The organism is Pseudooceanicola onchidii, assembly GCF_004959925.1.
GTDB classification, from domain to species: domain Bacteria; phylum Pseudomonadota; class Alphaproteobacteria; order Rhodobacterales; family Rhodobacteraceae; genus Pseudooceanicola; species Pseudooceanicola onchidii.
This window is the reverse complement of record NZ_SPUW01000001.1, coordinates 1,401,833-1,418,447: the sequence shown is the minus strand read 5'-3', so window position 1 is coordinate 1,418,447 and position 16,615 is coordinate 1,401,833. Positions and strand designations below refer to the sequence as shown.

17 protein-coding genes are annotated in these 16,615 nt (G+C 64.6%); 5 read left to right on the top strand and 12 right to left on the bottom strand.

The features are described from left to right. The first annotated feature begins 46 nt into the window (after positions 1 to 46). From gyrA to E4S58_RS06805, 3 genes are all read left to right on the top strand, one after another. Complete coding sequence (gene gyrA / locus E4S58_RS06815; protein ID WP_136635569.1) at positions 47 to 2,785, top strand: DNA gyrase subunit A; 2,739 nt, start codon at positions 47 to 49, stop codon at positions 2,783 to 2,785. After that, positions 2,785 to 3,645 carry a LysR family transcriptional regulator gene (locus E4S58_RS06810; protein ID WP_136635568.1) on the top strand — a complete coding sequence of 287 codons (861 nt, stop codon included), beginning with the start codon at positions 2,785 to 2,787 and terminating at the stop codon, positions 3,643 to 3,645. The genes gyrA and E4S58_RS06810 overlap by 1 nt, the downstream gene beginning before the upstream one ends. Before the next feature lie 470 nt (positions 3,646 to 4,115). Continuing rightward, positions 4,116 to 4,820: a hypothetical protein gene (locus E4S58_RS06805; protein WP_136635567.1), complete on the top strand. Its 705-nt coding sequence runs from the start codon at positions 4,116 to 4,118 to the stop codon at positions 4,818 to 4,820. Here the strand turns inward: E4S58_RS06805 and E4S58_RS06800 are convergent. From E4S58_RS06800 to E4S58_RS06790, 3 genes are read right to left on the bottom strand one after another with little or no spacing between them, the layout of a single operon-like run. Then, positions 4,814 to 6,292: a carboxypeptidase M32 gene (locus E4S58_RS06800; RefSeq protein WP_136635566.1), complete on the bottom strand. Its 1,479-nt coding sequence runs from the start codon at positions 6,290 to 6,292 to the stop codon at positions 4,814 to 4,816. The genes E4S58_RS06805 and E4S58_RS06800 overlap by 7 nt on opposite strands. Before the next feature lie 3 nt (positions 6,293 to 6,295). Then, positions 6,296 to 7,429 carry a heme A synthase gene (gene ctaA, locus E4S58_RS06795; RefSeq protein WP_136635565.1) on the bottom strand — a complete coding sequence of 378 codons (1,134 nt, stop codon included), beginning with the start codon at positions 7,427 to 7,429 and terminating at the stop codon, positions 6,296 to 6,298. Positions 7,430 to 7,489: 60 nt separating this feature from the next. Continuing rightward, positions 7,490 to 8,224, bottom strand: coding sequence for an RNA methyltransferase (locus tag E4S58_RS06790; RefSeq protein WP_136635564.1), 735 nt, complete (start codon positions 8,222 to 8,224; stop codon positions 7,490 to 7,492). 108 nt (positions 8,225 to 8,332) lie between these two features. On the opposite strand from E4S58_RS06790, the gene E4S58_RS06785 reads away from it, so the two are divergent. Then, a complete protein-coding gene (locus tag E4S58_RS06785; protein ID WP_136635563.1) occupies positions 8,333 to 8,953 on the top strand; it encodes a thiamine phosphate synthase in 621 nt (206 codons plus the stop codon). Here the strand turns inward: E4S58_RS06785 and olsA are convergent. The 3 genes from olsA to E4S58_RS06770 all read right to left on the bottom strand — a co-directional run bounded on the left by olsA (position 8,950) and on the right by E4S58_RS06770 (position 10,864). Further along, complete coding sequence (gene olsA, locus E4S58_RS06780; protein WP_136635562.1) at positions 8,950 to 9,780, bottom strand: lyso-ornithine lipid O-acyltransferase; 831 nt, start codon at positions 9,778 to 9,780, stop codon at positions 8,950 to 8,952. The genes E4S58_RS06785 and olsA overlap by 4 nt on opposite strands. Next, a complete protein-coding gene (gene olsB, locus E4S58_RS06775; protein WP_136635561.1) occupies positions 9,777 to 10,550 on the bottom strand; it encodes an L-ornithine N(alpha)-acyltransferase in 774 nt (257 codons plus the stop codon). Before olsB ends, olsA begins: the two co-directional genes overlap by 4 nt. A 134-nt stretch (positions 10,551 to 10,684) precedes the next feature. After that, positions 10,685 to 10,864, bottom strand: coding sequence for a DUF3553 domain-containing protein (locus E4S58_RS06770; protein ID WP_136635560.1), 180 nt, complete (start codon positions 10,862 to 10,864; stop codon positions 10,685 to 10,687). A gap of 33 nt (positions 10,865 to 10,897) precedes the next feature. On the opposite strand from E4S58_RS06770, the gene E4S58_RS06765 reads away from it, so the two are divergent. Further along, positions 10,898 to 11,497 (top strand): histidine phosphotransferase family protein, encoded by a 600-nt coding sequence (locus E4S58_RS06765; protein ID WP_136635559.1) that lies wholly within the window; start codon positions 10,898 to 10,900, stop codon positions 11,495 to 11,497. Positions 11,498 to 11,506: 9 nt separating this feature from the next. Here the strand turns inward: E4S58_RS06765 and E4S58_RS06760 are convergent, their stop codons facing one another. The 6 genes from E4S58_RS06760 to E4S58_RS06735 form a co-directional block, all read right to left on the bottom strand. Continuing rightward, positions 11,507 to 12,772, bottom strand: coding sequence for a glutamate-5-semialdehyde dehydrogenase (locus E4S58_RS06760; RefSeq protein ID WP_136635558.1), 1,266 nt, complete (start codon positions 12,770 to 12,772; stop codon positions 11,507 to 11,509). A gap of 12 nt (positions 12,773 to 12,784) precedes the next feature. Beyond that, complete coding sequence (gene proB / locus E4S58_RS06755; protein ID WP_136635863.1) at positions 12,785 to 13,906, bottom strand: glutamate 5-kinase; 1,122 nt, start codon at positions 13,904 to 13,906, stop codon at positions 12,785 to 12,787. Then, a complete protein-coding gene (obgE, locus tag E4S58_RS06750) occupies positions 13,903 to 14,940 on the bottom strand; it encodes a GTPase ObgE (RefSeq protein WP_136635557.1) in 1,038 nt (345 codons plus the stop codon). Before obgE ends, proB begins: the two co-directional genes overlap by 4 nt. Before the next feature lie 47 nt (positions 14,941 to 14,987). Beyond that, on the bottom strand, positions 14,988 to 15,539 hold the full coding sequence (locus E4S58_RS06745; RefSeq protein WP_136635556.1) for a GNAT family N-acetyltransferase: 552 nt from the start codon (positions 15,537 to 15,539) through the stop codon (positions 14,988 to 14,990). Between the two features lie 88 nt (positions 15,540 to 15,627). Further along, positions 15,628 to 15,897 carry a 50S ribosomal protein L27 gene (gene rpmA / locus E4S58_RS06740; protein ID WP_136635555.1) on the bottom strand — a complete coding sequence of 90 codons (270 nt, stop codon included), beginning with the start codon at positions 15,895 to 15,897 and terminating at the stop codon, positions 15,628 to 15,630. An 18-nt stretch (positions 15,898 to 15,915) separates the two neighbouring features. Beyond that, the gene (locus E4S58_RS06735) at positions 15,916 to 16,536 is read right to left on the bottom strand and encodes a 50S ribosomal protein L21 (protein WP_136635554.1); all 621 of its coding nucleotides are present in this window, start codon (positions 16,534 to 16,536) and stop codon (positions 15,916 to 15,918) included. Positions 16,537 to 16,615: the final 79 nt, after the last annotated feature.

Sequence of the window (16,615 nt, the reverse complement as noted above, 5' to 3'; positions counted from 1 at the left end):
TCCGCATCAACAACATATAGAAGCTGCGCGATACAAGGCACCCAAAGTGACGGACACGCCCGAACCCCCTGAGAACGACGAGGAAATCAAGCGCCCGGCCTATGATGGCCCGACGGTGTCGATCACCGACGAGATGCGCAATTCCTACCTCGACTACGCGATGTCGGTCATCGTGGCGCGGGCGATTCCCGACCTGCGCGACGGCCTGAAACCTGTGCACCGGCGCATCCTTTACGCGATGAGCGAGGTCGGAAACACCTTCGACAAGCCCTACCGGAAGTCCTCGCGGCCCGTGTCGGACGCCATGGGCAAGTATCACCCGCATGGTGATTCCGCGATCTACGACGCGCTGGTTCGGATGGCGCAAAGCTTCTCGATGTCGCTGCCGCTGCTGGACGGTCAGGGCAACTTCGGCTCGATGGACGGGGACAAGGCCGCGGCCTTCCGTTACACCGAAGTGCGGATGGCCAAGGCGGCGAATTACCTGCTGGAAGACATCGACAAGGACACCGTCGATTTCGAACTGAACTATGACGGCAAGGACCGCGAACCTGTTGTCCTTCCCGCCCGCTTCCCGAACATGCTGGTCAACGGGGCCGGCGGTATCGCGGTCGGCATGGCGACGAACATTCCGCCGCACAACCTGGGTGAAGTGGTCGATGCGACGCTGGCGCTGATCCAGAACCCCGACATGTCAGTCGAAGAGCTGATCGAATATGTCCCGGCGCCGGATTTCCCGACGGGTGGCATCATCCTGGGCCGTGGCGGTGCGCGCAAGGCTTATACCGAAGGCCGCGGGTCTGTGATCATCCGCTGCAAGCAGCATGTCGAAGAGATCCGCAAGGAACGCTACGCCATCGTCATCGACGAGATCCCCTATCAGGTGAACAAGTCCGCGATGATCGAGAAGATCGCGGAACAGGTCCGCGAGAAGAAGATCGACGGGATCGCCCATGTGCAGGACGAATCCGACCGCCATGGCGTGCGCGTCGTGATCGAGCTGAAGCGCGACGCGACGCCCGACGTGGTGCTGAACCAGCTGTGGCGCTTCACGCCGATGCAGACGTCCTTCGGCTGCAACATGCTGGCGCTGAACGGTGGTCGGCCCGAGACACTTACGCTGTATGGTTTCCTGTCGGAATTCATCAAGTTCCGCGAAGAGGTCGTTGCCCGCCGCACCGCCTACCTGTTGCGCAAGGCGCGGGAACGGTCGCATATCCTGTGCGGTCTGGCGGTCGCCGTGTCGAACGTGGACGAGATCGTCGCCACCATCCGGGCCTCGGCCGATGCTGCCGAAGCGCGTGAAAAGCTGATGACCCGGGCCTGGCCCGCCGCCGACATCGCCGCCTATATCCGGCTGATCGACGATCCGACCCACACGATGAACGACGACGGGACCTATAACCTGTCGGAAACCCAGGCCCGTGCGATCCTGGAACTGCGCCTGCAGCGCCTGACGCAGCTGGGTGTGAAAGAGGTCACGGACGAGCTGGAAGAGCTGGCCGGGAAGATCAAGGAATACCTTGAAATCCTCGGCTCGCGCGAGCGGATCATGGGCATCATCTCGGACGAGCTGACCGAGGTGAAAGACCTGTTCGCCGTGCCCCGCCGTACGGAAATCGTCGACTGGTCCGGCGACATGGAAGACGAGGACCTGATCGAGCGCGCCGAGATGGTCGTGACGATCACCCAGTCCGGCTATATCAAACGCACCCCGCTTGAGGACTTCCGCAGCCAGAAGCGCGGCGGCAAGGGGCTTTCCGGCATGGCGACCAAGGACGACGACGTGGTCACGTCGCTGTTCGTCGCCAACACCCATACGCAGCTGCTGTTCTTCACCACGGACGGGATGGTCTACAAGCTCAAGACCTGGCGCCTGCCGCTTGGCGGCCGGACGTCCAAGGGCAAGGCAATCGTGAACATCCTGCCGATCCCGACGGGCGTGTCGATTGCCGCGATCATGCCGGTGGACCGCGCCGAAGAGGAATGGGGCGATCTGCAGATCGTCTTTGCCACCTCGGCCGGGACCGTGCGCCGCAACGCGCTGTCGGATTTCACCAACGTCATGCGCAACGGCAAGATCGCGATGAAGTTCGAAGGCGATTCCGAAGGGATGCGCCTGATCAACGCCGCGATCTGTGGCCCCGAGGACGACGTGATGCTGTTCACCCAGTCCGGGCGGGCCATACGGTTCCGTGCGGATGATGTGCGCGTCTTCAATTCCCGCTCGTCGGTCGGTGTGCGGGGCGTGCGGTTGAACGAGAATGACGAAGTCGCCTCGATGTTCGTGCTGCCGTCGTTCAGCGCGGAATCCGACGAACGCGCGTCGTACCTCAAAATGCGCCGCGCCATGGCGGGTGACGTCGAACAGGTCGGTGACGAGGAAGAGGGCAACGCGGACATGCCGCTGCCCCAGGACCGCTATGCCGAGATGTCGGCGGCCGAGACGCTGATCCTGACGATCACCGCAGGCGGCGCGGGCCACGTAAGCTCGTCTCATGATTACCCGGTTCGCGGTCGCGGCGGCATGGGCGTGACGGCCTGGGAAAAGTCGATGCGCACCGGTGCACTGATCGCCGCCTTCCCGATCGAGATGGACGACCAGGTGATGCTGGCGACGTCCAAGGGACAGTCGATCCGCGTGCCGGTCGACGGAATTTCCTTCCGGTCGCGTAGTGCCGGCGGGGTGCGAGTGTTCAACACCGGTAAGAATGAAACAGTCGTCTCGGTGGCCCGGATTGCCGATCAGGGAGACGAGGACGACAGCGAGACGGGCGAAAGCTGATGCTGAAGGGGAAAGACTCACGGGTCCAGAACTGGGATGACCTGCGCTACCTCATGGCGGTCCACAAGACCGGATCCATGAGCGCGGCGTCGCGTCTGCTGGATACCAACCCCGCCACCGTGTCCCGCCGCCTTGCGCGCCTGGCCGAGGCCCTGGGGCACGAGCTTTTCCACAAGACGCCGGAAGGCTGGGTGGCAAGCGAGGCCATCGGTCCGCTGCTGGCCAGCGTGTCGAGCTTCGAGGGTGAGATCGAAAGCTATCTGAACGCCAACGACATGAAGGGCGGGCAGCTTGAGGGGACGATTTCCATCGGGATGCCCGGATCGCTGGCGAACGGCGTGCTCTATCCCTATGCGGCGGACCTTGTCAAAAAGCACCCCGGCATTCGGCTGAACCTGCATGCGCAGACGTATCGTGAAACGCTTGGCGAGAACGACCTGATCGTGTCGCCGATCCGGCCCCAGCAGGGGCGGTTGATCGTCAAGCCGATCGGCAAGGTGCATTCCAACGTCTACGCCCTGCCCGGCACGGAACGCGGCGGTCCCTGGATCGGCCTTCTACGCGACCATGACGCCCATGCGCCGATGCAGCAGGCGATCACGCTGATGGGTCGTCCGCCATCGCTGCGGGTGGAAACGCTGCATGACGTGGCCGAAGCGATGCGCATCACGGGGCTGCCGGGGCTGACGCTGAACATCTGCGCGGCGATCGAGCCGAAGATGGCGCTGTATGACGCGGAGTCTCCGGACAACGAAACCGCGCTGTACCTGTGCTATCACGAGACGCGGCGCCACGATCCGCTGCTTCAGGCCGTGATCGACTGGGCCACCGCCGCCTTCGACGCCTGCAAGGACCTTTAACCCGATGTGACGCCAAGCGGCGTCACATTGATCGCATTTTCCATGTCTTTGTGTCGGAGGCCCGCTTTTGCTCTCGCACAGGTTGCATGATCAACCTCAGCGTGTAGAACATGAGTCATGTCGCGTCTTCCGTGCGACACTGGCCTTGCTAAAGCGCGCCACGGCGGTCTCCACCCAAGTTCCGCCCAGCCAAGCCAGAGGCCGGACCTCCCTTCGGGGTCAAAACAGACCGCCCGGTCTACTCTCCGACGCTACGTCGCAACGGGTGGTCTGATACCTGTAATATTGGTGGCACCACCGCCAAACCCTTAGCAGACTGGGTCGGCCTTGACGCCGACCCAATTTTTTTGGACATCACTTGTCATCCCGAATGCCACAGTTCCATGGCATTATGGTGATCGGCGGAACCCGGCCGGATCTGACCGGTTTTTCGTAGGACCCGAATAAATGTGGTTTCGAAAGGACTTCTGATGAAGAAATTGATGTGTGGTGTGTCTGCCGTGACACTTGCGATGACCGGAGTGGTGGCGACGCCCGCGCTGGCCGAGAATACCCTGAACGGGAACCTGAGCTTCGAGCTGGGCCGGAACATCGACAAAAGCCGAAATTTCAAGCATATCGCGACCTCCCTTGGCACGACCTTCGACAATGGCGTCGGGTTGCAGCTGGATATCAGTGTCGGCAAATATGAACAGGTCACCTCGACCCAGCCGACCGCGGGCCTGCATGTCTACTATGCGCCGAGCGATGACTGGGCCATCGGCGCCTTCCTGACCGGAGAGGACCAGCGTCCCGGCAACTATGCCTATTTCGGGGTCGAAGCCGCCTATACCTCGGGTCCGTTCATGGCCGAGGTCTATGCCGCCTATCGCAATGACCGGGCGTCGACCTTCGACGGCGAACGCTTCGGGGTCGAGATGGCCTATGCACCGGACAACTGGGGCGGTTTCGGGATCTTCGGCGGTGGCCACAGCGAAAGCGGCCTGCCGGGCGGGTCCAAGTCGATCGTCTATGTCGGCGGCGATTACCGCTTTGCCAACGATACCAAGCTGGCCCTGACCTATGGCCGGACGAACCTGGACGAATCCGTGGTCACCCTTGGCTATCACATCAACTTCGGCCGTGGCGCCACGTTCTCGCGCCGCCACAGCCAGGGTGTGTTCGACGGTTACTGAAGACCGTAGAGGTCGGTGAACTTGGCCTCGATATAGTCCAGCAGCGGGGCGGCCGTCGGCGCGGCCCCGCAGGCTTTCTCGATCACCTCGGCCGGGCGATATAGCCCGCCGTGCGTCTGCACGTTCTGACGCAGCCAGGTGGTGGCAGGCGTGGTGTCGCCCTTGGCCAGGTGGTCGTCAAGATCCGGGATCGCCGTGCGCATCGCCGCGTTCAGGCAGCCCGCATAGACGTTGCCAAGCGAATAGGTCGGGAAGTAGCCGAACAGACCAACCGACCAATGCACGTCCTGCAGACAGCCAAGCGAGGCGCGCGGGACGTCATAGCCGAAGTCGGCCTTGAACCGGTCGTTCCAGGCGGTTTCCAGATCGGCAGGCTTCAGATCACCGCTGACCATCGCGCGTTCCAGGTCAAAGCGCAGCATGATGTGCAGGTTGTACTGCAGTTCGTCGGATTCGGTGCGGACGAAATCCTTACGCACACGGTTCACGGCGGCATAGAAGGCGTCCGCATCCGACACGCCGATGTCGCCGAAGGTGCGGGTCATCTCACCGAACATCCACGAGGTGAAGGGACGCGAGCGGCCCAGCTGGTTCTCGTAGATCCGGCTTTGGCTTTCGTGCACGCCCATGGACACGCCCTGCCCGAGCGGCGTGAACAGGTACGCCGGGTCGATGCCCTGTTCATAGCAGGCGTGGCCGACCTCGTGGATCGTGGAATAAAGGCAGTTGAACGGATCCTCGGCGCTGGTGCGCGTGGTGATACGGGCATCCGACCCGCCGCCCGATGAAAACGGGTGGACCGATCGGTCCAGCCGCCCGCGCGTGAAGTCGTAGCCGAAGGTCGAGGCCAGCGTGGTGGCCAGCGCCACCTGGTCCTGCTCATCGAACGTGCCGGTCAGCCCTTTGGGTTCGGGCTGCGCCAGCACCTTTTCCCGCAGTGCGGTCAGACGCGGGCGCATCTCGCCGAACATGGCGTCCAGCCGGCCCGCTGTCATGTCGGCTTCGTAATTGTCGAGCAGCGCGTCATAGACATCCCCGCCGTCCGCCAGCGCCTGGCCTTCCTCCTGCCGGAGGGCGACGACCTGTTCCAGCATCGGCAGAAACGCCTTGAAGTCGTCCGCAGCGCGCGCCGCAGCCCATTTGCCCTGTGCCACAGACGTCACGCGGGCCAGTTCCGCCGCCAGCTTGGCCGGGACCTTCTGGGTCTTGTCGTAATCGCGCCGGATGTGGCGCAACATGGCGGCCTGCGCCTGCGTCATCTCGGCCCCGTCGCTGGCGGCCAGCCAGTCGGCGATGCGCGGATCGGTGCGGCGGGCGTGCAACACGCCCTGGATGGCGGCGTGTTCCTCTCCGCGCTGTTCAGCGGCGCCACGGGGCATCATGGTTTCCTGATCCCATTCGAGGCGACCGGCGATGGCGGCGAGCGCCTCGGTCTCTTTCTGGAATTCCAGAAGATCGGAAAGTGCAGTCATGGATCAGCCTCGGACAGATTGGGGAACGGGATAGGCGGCCAGGAACCGCGCCCGCAGGATCAGGACAAAGGTCGCAACGGCCAACAGTTGGTGCGTCAGGGCGACGTGCATCTGCGCGGCCGAGATTACAGTGTAAATCCCAAGCGCGACCTGCCCCAGCAGCGCGATGAAGGCGACGGTGAAGGCGCCGCCGGTCACCCGGTTCGCGGCGCGGCGGGACTTGACGAAGATCATGATCCCGAAGGCCAGTAGCAGATAGCCGGACATCCGGTGGATGAACTGCACAAGTCCCGGATTTTCAAGGAAGTTCCGCCATGCCGGTTCCAGTGACATCATGTCGGGCGGGAAGAACCCGCCGCCCATGGTCGGCCAGTCGGTATAGCTGCGGCCCGCGTCGATCCCGGCGACCAGAGCCCCCAGCAGGATCTGCAGGAAGGCAAAGTGCATCCAGCCGGTGCCAAGCGAGAAAAGCTTGGCATCGCGCGACCGCCGCGCCTGCATCAGGTCACGCTCGGACCGGCCCAGCATCAGAACGTACCACGCGATGAAGCCAAGGATGATGAAGGCCAGCCCAAGGTGCGTCGCCAGCCGGTAGGAGGCGACGTCCAGCATCGCGCCACTGAGGCCCGAATGCACCATCCACCAGCCAATCGCGCCCTGAAGCCCGCCAAGCGCACCGATGCCCAGCAGGCGACCGGTCCATCCGGTCGGAATTTTCCGCAACGCCAGAAATCCGAAGAACCCGATGGCCCAGACCAACCCGATCACGCGCCCCAGCTGACGATGGCCCCATTCCCACCAGTAGATCGACTTGAAATCCTCAAGCCCCATCCAGGCGTTCTGGACCTTGAATTCGGGGATTTCCTGGTACTTGGCGAATTCCGATTGCCAGTCGGCGTCATTCATCGGGGGCAACGCGCCAGTCAGCGGACGCCATTCGGTGATCGACAACCCGCTGTCGGTCAGCCGGGTCAGGCCGCCCACGGCGATCATGATCACGACGAGCGCGAACAGGATCATAAGCCAGATGCGGATCGCGCCACGGGCGCCGCGGTGGGCACGGTCGATGCCTCCGGTCGCGATTTCAGGGCGTTGGTCCGTCTGGACCTCTTCGAACAGCTTGCGTTTTTCAGCCATCTTCTGCCTCTTGGTCAGTCGCCGGGAAGGTAGTGGTCGGACCCTTCGCCGTCCAGTCGATCAGTCCTTGCGGTTCTTCCAGCGGACCATCTGCCGCATCACCCCATGCAGCGTCTGCACGTCGGCGGTGGTCAGCGGCATCCGGGACCAGAGGTTGCGCAGGTTCAGCTTCATCGTCTCGGCCTTGTGGTCGGGAAAGAAGAAGCCCGCGTCGTCCAGCCGGTCCTCGTAATGTTCGGCCAGCTTTTCGACCTCGATCCCGGTGGCCCAGTCGGTGCCGGCCATGTCGACGCGTTCGGGCTCGACCGCGACCGTCTGGCGGCGCCATTCATAGGCGCACAGCAGCACGCACTGCGCGAGGTTGAGCGACGCGAAATCAGGGTTCACCGGCACGTTGATGATGGTGTTGGCGCGCACGATGTCGTCGTTTTCAAGCCCCGCGCGTTCGGGGCCGAACATGACCGCGACCTTGTCGCCGCGTCCGATCATCTCGGCCGCCATCTGCATGGCGCGTTCGGGGGTGACGACGGGTTTGGTCAGGCCCCGGGGCCGTGCGGTGGTGGCAAAGACATGGGTGCGGTCGTCCAATGCGGCAGCGGTGCTGTCGAACAGCCCGGCCTCGTCCAGCAGGCGTCCGGCGCCGCTGGCCATGGCGACGGCCTTCTGGTTGGGCCAGCCGTCGCGCGGCGTGGTGAGCCGCATCCGGTCAAGGCCAAAATTCCACATGGCGCGGGCCGCGGCGCCGATGTTTTCCCCCATCTGCGGACGGACAAGGACAAAGACGGGCTGGGACATGGAAACTCCTTCTGGCTGCTGCCTGTTAGCGCCGGTGCCCCCCGGGAACAAGTCTTTGCGCCCTACCCCTTTCGCAGGTATACCGCCGCAACTTGACGGAGATTCCCCATGTCGCAGGACGAACAGCCGCAGATCTACCTGATCTCGCCCCCCGATTTCGAGCTGAGCAGCTTTTCGGAGGACCTGGGCCGCGTGCTGGATGCCCGCGACATCGCCTGCGTGCGGCTTGCGCTGGCCTCGCATGACGAGGGCGACATTGCGCGCGCGGCGGATACCCTGCGCGAGGTCTGCCATCAGCGCGACGTGGCGCTGGTGATCGACAACCACATTCTGCTGGCGGAACGTCACGGGCTGGACGGGGTGCACCTGACCGATGGGTCGCGATCGGTCCGCAAGGCGCGCAAGCAGCTGGGCGCGGATGCCATCGTCGGGTCGTTCTGCGGCGTGTCGCGCCACGACGGCATGTCGGCTGGCGAAGCCGGGGCGGATTATGTCAGCTTCGGCCCGGTAGGCGCATCGGCGCTGGTAGACGGCGAACAAGCGGACTTCGAGCTGTTCCAATGGTGGTCGCAGATGATCGAGGTGCCGGTCGTCGCCGAAGGCGCACTGACCGCCGCGCTGACGGCCAAGCTGGGGCCCGTGACCGACTTCTTCGGCATCGGCACCGAAATCTGGAAGTCCGACGACCCGGCGGCCGCGCTGGCCGAATTGCTGGCCCCGCTGGACTAGGTGATCTGCCGCTCGGTCGGCATGGCGCCGCGCACGATGTCTTCGCAGGCCTTCGCCATGACCTTGCGGTTCGGATAATCCGCGACCGCAAGCGGCGTGTGATAGATCACCTCGACACTACCCTGACGGCGCGCGCCCAGCACGCGCACCAGGCTCCAGCCAAAGCCCATGTCGCCCCACCAACCATAGAAACTGTCCTCCATCCCCTCGGGGGCGCGGTAGATGACGGTGACCGGCTGGACCTTCAGCTTATCGTGTAAGTCAGGATGGAAGAAGGCGGCGAAGAGCGTCGTCTTGAAGGGCAGCACGCGCAGCGCGTCGGTCGATGTTCCTTCGGGGAAAAACAACAGCTTATGGCCAATGGTTAACCGATCTCGGATAACCTCCTCCTGAACCTTAGCTTCTGCCCGTACCCTATTGATAAATATGGTTCCCGTGGCTCTGGCCAGCCATCCTATGCCGAACCATCCCCGCACCTCGGCCTTCGAGACGTAATAGATCCGTTTCGCCGCATGCAGGGTGAAGATATCAAGCCAGGAGGAATGGTTGGCGACGATGGCGCCGTGTTCCGGCATGGGCTTGCCGTGGTGCGAAAACCGGATGCCCGAGATCACGAAGAACATGCGACAGACGAACTGGGTCAGGTAGGGCGTGAAGGGCCGCCTTACGCCGTAAATCCAGCGTTCGGGCTGGCGCAGGATCAGCAGGATGGCGAGGGTGCCGAAGCAGATCGTGCCGAAAGGAATGGCCCGCAGCCAGAAGCGGACCCATGTGCCACGGTCCAGCGGGAAGTCCGGGTAAGGCGCGGTATCCGGATCCCAGGTCATTGGCCGCGTCCATAGATGCGGGACTGCGCCGCGCTCATCTGCCGGGTGTCGAGGACAAGGCAGACGTCGGTGGTGTTGAAGGCGTGATCGACAAAGGCACCCTCGCCCACGAAACCGCCCAGCCGCAGGTAGCCCTTGATCAGAGAGGGGACTGCACGCATGGCCGCAGGGCGGTCCAGCTGGCCTTCGGGGATAAGGTCCATCGGCTGGAAGGCGGCGGGCTGGGTGCGCACGCGCAGGTCCTCGGGCGCGAGATGGCGATGGTGCAGCAGCGACAGGGATGGTGCCAGCTGGTCGATGTCAGTACCGTGGAAGGACGCGGTGCCAAACAGGATCTCGATCCCCCGTTCGCTCACATAGTCCGCCAGCGCCTGCCACATGTGGAACATGCCGGTACCGCCGCGATAGTCGGGGTGCAGGCAGGATCGGCCAAGTTCCAACAACTTGCGGCCCGAGCGGCGCAGCACGGTCAGGTCGTATTCATCCTCGGAATAGAACTGGCCGACCTTGGCCGCGCCGTCTTCGTCCAGCAGCCGATAGACGCCCACCACCTGATCGCGGATGTCATCGCCCCGCGTCGCGTCGATCAGCAGAAGGTGGTCGAAGTAGGGATCGAAGCGGTCCTGCTCAAGCTCGGCCTCGTGATCCACCATCTCTCCGTCCGAGCCAAGTTCGCGCACGAAGACCTGATAGCGCAGGTGCTGCGCGGCGCGCAGCTCTGCCTCGGTCCGGGCAAGTCGGGTGGTGAAGTCCGGGGCGGGTGCGGGCATCCGGGCGGGTCTGCTTTCCATGGTGGCGGAGGTGTACGGGATAGGCCGGGCCAAGCGCAATCCCCGGCAGGTGCATGTTTCGTTAACCTTAACGAAAGGTTCTGTGAGGCAGAGTGGCGCCACGCCCCCGCAGGTCAGCCGAACTGCGGGATCAGCGCGACGTACCGGCCGTCGATCACCACCTTGCCCGCCTCGGGAAAGTTGACTGTGATGCGCCCGCCGATGTTGGATTGTACCTGCCCGACGCCCCAGTCGGGCTGATCGGGGTGCGTCACGCGCATCCCCGGTTCGAGAAGAGAGTTAAGGTCGGTCATGCGGGACGCCTGTCTGATCATGAAGAGGATAGCATGAGCCAGTCTAACCAATCACTTGCCACTCTGATAGGGTCGCGCATCTGCCATGATCTGATTTCGCCCGTGGGCGCGATCCAGAACGGCATCGAACTGCTGGCGATGGAGGGGCGCAAGAGCCCGGAGCTGACGCTGATCGAGGAAAGCGTCGCCAATGCCTCGGCCCGGATCCGTTTCATGCGAGTCGCTTTCGGCATGGCGGGCGGCCAGAGCATCGGACGGGCCGAGATCCAGTCGATTCTGGACGACATGGGGCGGGCGGGCCGCGTGCGCTATGACTGGGCCGGGGGCGAAGACTGTCCGCGTCAGTCGTTGCAGGCGGTGTTCCTGGCGTTCCTGTGCCTTGAGGCCGCGATGCCACGGGGCGGCACGATCCGCGCCGAGCGTGACGGCGCAGGCTGGATCATCAGCGGCCCGGCCGACAAGACGCGGCCGGATCCGGCGCTTTGGACGCAGCTGTGCGGCGGGTCCGGGGACGCAGAGGTTCTGCCCGCCCATGTGCAGTTCGTGCTGCTGGCGGCGCTGCTGAACGACCGTGGGACACGGGCGCAGGTGGCGGACGCCGGGGAAACGGTTGAGATCCGATTCCCCGCCTGATCCTGATGGTTACGGGCGCAGCGTGCCCTTGCCCGCGACCAGGTACTTGAAGCTGGTCAGCTGCTCGGCCCCGACGGGGCCGCGCGCGTGCATCTTGCCGGTGGCGATGCCGATTTCCGCGCCCATGCCAAATTCGCCACCATCGGCAAACTGGGTCGAGGCGTTGTGCATCAGGATCGCGCTGTCGAGCCGCTGGAAGAACCGGTCGGCCGTCGGCTGGTCGTTGGTGACGATCGCATCCGTATGGTCGGACCCGTAGGTGCGGATGTGGCTGATCGCCTCGTCCACGCCGTCCACGATCCGCGCGGCGCAGATCATGTCCAGGAACTCCTTGCCGAAGTCGCTGTCTTCGGCCGGGATCACGCCGTCGGTCTGGGCCAGATCGGTATCGCCACGCACCTGAACGCCCGCCTTGACCAGCGCCTCGGTCAGGATGGTGCCATAGGCCTCGTGGAAGGCGCGGTCGATCAGCAGGCATTCCATCGACCCGCAGATGCCGGTGCGGCGGGTTTTGGCGTTCAGCACGATCTCGACCGCCATGGCCGGGTCGGCCTTGGCATCGACGTAGACGTGGCAGATCCCTTCAAGGTGGGCGAAGACCGGCACGCGGGCCTCGCGCTGGACCAGCCCGACCAGACCCTTGCCGCCACGCGGCACGATCACGTCGATATGGTCGGTCATCGTCAGCATGGCCGACACCGCTGCGCGGTCGCGCGTCGGCACCAGCTGGATCGCCGCTTCGGGCAGGCCCGCCTGTTTCAGCCCGTCGACAAGGCAGGCGTGGATCAGGGTCGAGGAGTGGAAGCTTTCCGACCCGCCGCGCAGGATCACCGCGTTGCCGGATTTCAGGCACAGAGCGCCGGCATCCGCGGTCACGTTCGGGCGGCTTTCATAGATCACGCCGACCACGCCAAGCGGCGTGCGGACGCGGCGGATGTTCAGCCCCGAGGGCATGTCCCATTCGGCAATCGTCTTGCCCACGGGATCGGTCTGCGCGGCGACGGACCGCAGCCCCTCGACGATGCCCTTGATGCGGTCTTCGGTCAGCTGAAGCCGGTCCAGCATGGCCGCCGACAGGCCTTTCTCGGCGCCGAACTCCATGTCCTTGGCGTTGGCCTCCAGGATCTCGGCGCGGCGGGCCCAGACGGATTTCGCGGCAGCCTCAAGCGCGGCGGTCTTGGATTTTGGGGTGGCGAAGGCAAGCTCTGCGGCGGCGGCCTTGGCGTTGTCGCCCAGGCTGTGCATGACGGCGGAAATATCGTCCAGGTCTTTCATCGTGCAGTCCTTTCACTCCACATGAGCGAGCATCGCGAGGTCGTCGCGGTGCACCAGAGCCGCCCGGCCGGGATAGCCAAGCAGCGCCTCGATCTCGTCCGACCGGTGGCCGGCGATCAGCAGGGCCTCGTCCGAGGTATAGCGCGTCAGGCCCTGTGCCAGAACCTCGTCACCCGGTCCTGCGATTTCAACCGGGTCGCCCCGGCCAAAGATCCCTTCGACCCGCGCGACACCGGCGGGCAGCAGACTTTTGCCGGCCCGCATCGCCCGCACGGCGCCCGCATCCAGCACCAGCCGCCCCTTGGGCTTCATCGACCCGATCCAGCCCTTGCGCGCGGTGGCCGGATCGCCCTTGGCCACGAACCAGGTGGCGGCGGCGCCGTCTTCCAGACCCTGGATCGGATTGCGGCGGAACCCGTGGGTGATGGCCATGGCGCAGCCCGCCGCGGTCGCGGTCTTGGCCGCCATCACCTTGGTCTTCATGCCGCCCTTCGACAGGCCAGATCCGGCATCGCCCGCCATCGCCTCGATCTCGGGCGTGATCTGGACCACCTGGTCCAGCCGCGTCGCGCTCGGGTCGATTGACGGGTTGGCGGTGTACAGGCCATCGACATCCGACAATAGCACCAGCCGATCCGCGCCCACGGTCACGGCAACCTGCGCGGCCAGGCGGTCGTTGTCGCCATAGCGGATCTCGTCGGTGGCGACGGTGTCGTTTTCATTGACGATCGGCACGACCCCGAAGCCCAGCAGTGTCTCCAGCGTTGCGCGGGAATTGAGGTAGCGGCGACGGTCCGCACTGTCTTCCAGCGTGACAAGCACCTGGCCGACCTTGATCCCGTGACTGCCAAGCGCCTGGGTATAGGCGGCGGCCAGGGCGATCTGGCCCGTGGCGGCGGCGGCCTGTGATTGTTCCAGCGACAGGACGCCAAGGCCCAGCCCCAGCACCCCGCGGCCAAGGGCGATCGACCCCGACGACACCAGGACCACGTCCTGACCGCGCCCGCGCAGCATCGCGACATCGTCCGCAAGGCTTTGCAGCCAGTCGGCGCGCAGCGTGCCGGTGGTGCGGTCCACCAGCAGGGCGGATCCGATCTTGATGACGACGCGCCGGGCGCCGGTCAGACCAGTCAGGGCCGCCAAGGCGCGTCCTCCTCCTGCGACTTGGCCTCGCGCAGCCGGTCGGCGCTGATCTTGTCGCGCAGCGCGCGCAGCACCTCGGTCACGCCTTCGCCCGAGGCCCCGGACATCAGCATCACCGGCCCGCCCACGGCCTCTTCCAGGAATTCGCGCTGCATGTCGCGCAGTTCCGGATCAAGGCTGTCGACCTTGTTGAGAACGGTGACGCGGGGCTTTTCGGCCAGCTCTCCGCCATAGGCCTCGAGCTCGTTGATGATGGTGCGGTAATCGCCCGCAACGTCATCCGCGGTACCGTCGATCAGGTGCAGCAGAACGGCGCAGCGTTCGACATGGCCCAAGAACAGATCGCCCAGTCCCCTGCCCTCGGACGCGCCTTCGATCAGGCCGGGGATGTCGGCGACGACGAATTCGGCCCCGTCCACACCGACAACGCCCAGGTTGGGGTGCAGCGTGGTGAAGGGATAGTCGGCGATCTTGGGCCGCGCATTCGAGGTCGCGGCGAGGAAAGTGGATTTCCCCGCGTTCGGAAGGCCCAGAAGGCCCGCATCCGCGATCAGCTTCAGCCGCAGCCAGATGGTGCGTTCGACACCTTCCAATCCGGGGTTCGCGCGGCGCGGCGCCTGGTTGGTCGAGGTCTTGAAATGCGCGTTGCCGAAGCCGCCGTTGCCGCCACCGGCCAGCACCACGCGCTGGCCCAGTTCGGTCATGTCGGCGATCAGCGTTTCGCCGTCTTCTTCAAGGATCTCGGTACCGACAGGCACGCGCAGCACGATGTCTTCGCCGTCCTTGCCGGTTTTCATGCGGCCCATGCCGCCCTGCCCGTTCTGGGCAAAGAAATGCTGCTGGTAGCGGAAGTCGATCAGGGTGTTCAGCCCGTCCACCGCTTCGGCGATGACATCACCGCCATGGCCGCCGTTGCCGCCATCGGGACCGCCGAATTCGATGTATTTTTCGCGGCGGAAGGAAATCGCGCCGTTACCGCCCGCACCCGAGCGAATGTAGACCTTTGCGAGATCGAGGAATTTCATCTGTCTCTCCTGCCGCAATGGTCGCTTAACTTAGGCGCGCCCGCGGCTCAATTCAGTTTTCGGACGTAGGTCCAGGTGGCCACCTTGGCGTTGCGGGCGACCGAGAAGCTTTCGGCATCGCCAACATAGGCGAAACCGGCGTTGGTGAGGACCCGGGCCGAGGCCGGGTTGTCCTGGAAGACCGACCCGAAGATCGCGTCGTTGCCAAGTGGATTGGCCCCCACAAGACCCTGCACGGCGGCCGAGGCGAGGCCGGTGTTCCACCAGGCCGGGGCGACCCAGTAGCCGATCTCGGACTGGCTGCCGCCTTTCGATCCGGGCTCCATCCGCTTGAGGCTGATCAGCCCCTTGAGTTCGGCGCCACCGACCAGAGACGCATCCATCGCCCAGATCAGTTCGTCGCCATCCGTGGCCATGGCCCGGGTGACGAAGGCTTCGGTCGTGCCCGGTGGCAGCGGATGCGGGATCGAGGTCGTCATGCGGGCGACACGTTCGTCGGATCCGTACAGTTCGATCAGGCCGGCATCGGACCGGCGCAACGGGCGCAGGACAACGTCCTCCAGCGCGATCTCGGGCACCAGGTTCAGGGCGTCTTCCATAGTCTCCTCCCGATATGGGGTCCCCTAACGTCAAGGGGGACCGGCTGTCTGCCGATCCCCCTGATGTCACATCAACCTGAAGGTCGGCTTACTCAGCGGCCTCCGCCGCTGGCAGAACCGAAATAAAGGTGCGGCCCTTGAGGCCCTTGTGGAAGGTCACGTTGCCTTCGACGGTCGCGAAGATGGTGTGGTCCTTGCCCAAGCCAACGCCTTCGCCCGGCCACCACTTGGTGCCGCGCTGACGGCAGATGATGTTGCCGGGGATGACGTTTTCGCCACCGTATTTCTTGATGCCAAGGCGGCGACCAGCTGAGTCGCGACCGTTGCGGGAGGAACCGCCAGCTTTTTTATGTGCCATATCGTTTTCTCCTTACGCTCAGGCGAGGGTTTTCGCCTGTTCGACCCACTCGGGCTTGACCTTGACGGCGTCGAAGGTGTCGACGTCCACGGCCGCCAGCTGGGCGAAGGTGGTGATGCCGGCATCGGCCAGCTTCTTGGCGGCGGCGGGGCCGACACCGGTGATCGCGGTCAGGTCGTCACCGGCCGCGTCAGCGGCGGGTGCAGCCTTGGCTTCGGCTTTCGGAGCCGCGGCCTTCTTTTCTGCCTTGGGGGCAGCAGCGGCGACGGCGGCACCGGAGACGGAGCCCGCACCGATCGCAGCCTTCACGCCGGACTTGCCTGCGCCCTTGGCGAGGATCTCGGTCACGCGGAGCAGGGTCAGCTGCTGGCGGTGGCCACGGGTGCGCTGCGACGAATGCTTACGACGACGCTTGACGTAGTTGATGACCTTGTCGCCCTTCACGATGTCGACGACTTCGGCCTGGACGGCTGCATCATCAACAAGCGGCGCGCCGACGACGAGATCGTCACCGCCAAGCATCAGAACTTCGTTGAATTGAACTTTTTCACCGGCATCAGCTGCCAGCTTTTCCACGCGGAGCAGATCGCCGGACTTCACGCGATACTGCTTGCCACCGGTCTTGAGGACCGCAAACATGGGCATTTTCCTTTTCTACCGCGTCCTCTGGTCCCTTCAGCCCCTTGGCTTTCAGGCGTTTCCGGGTTTCCCCACCTTC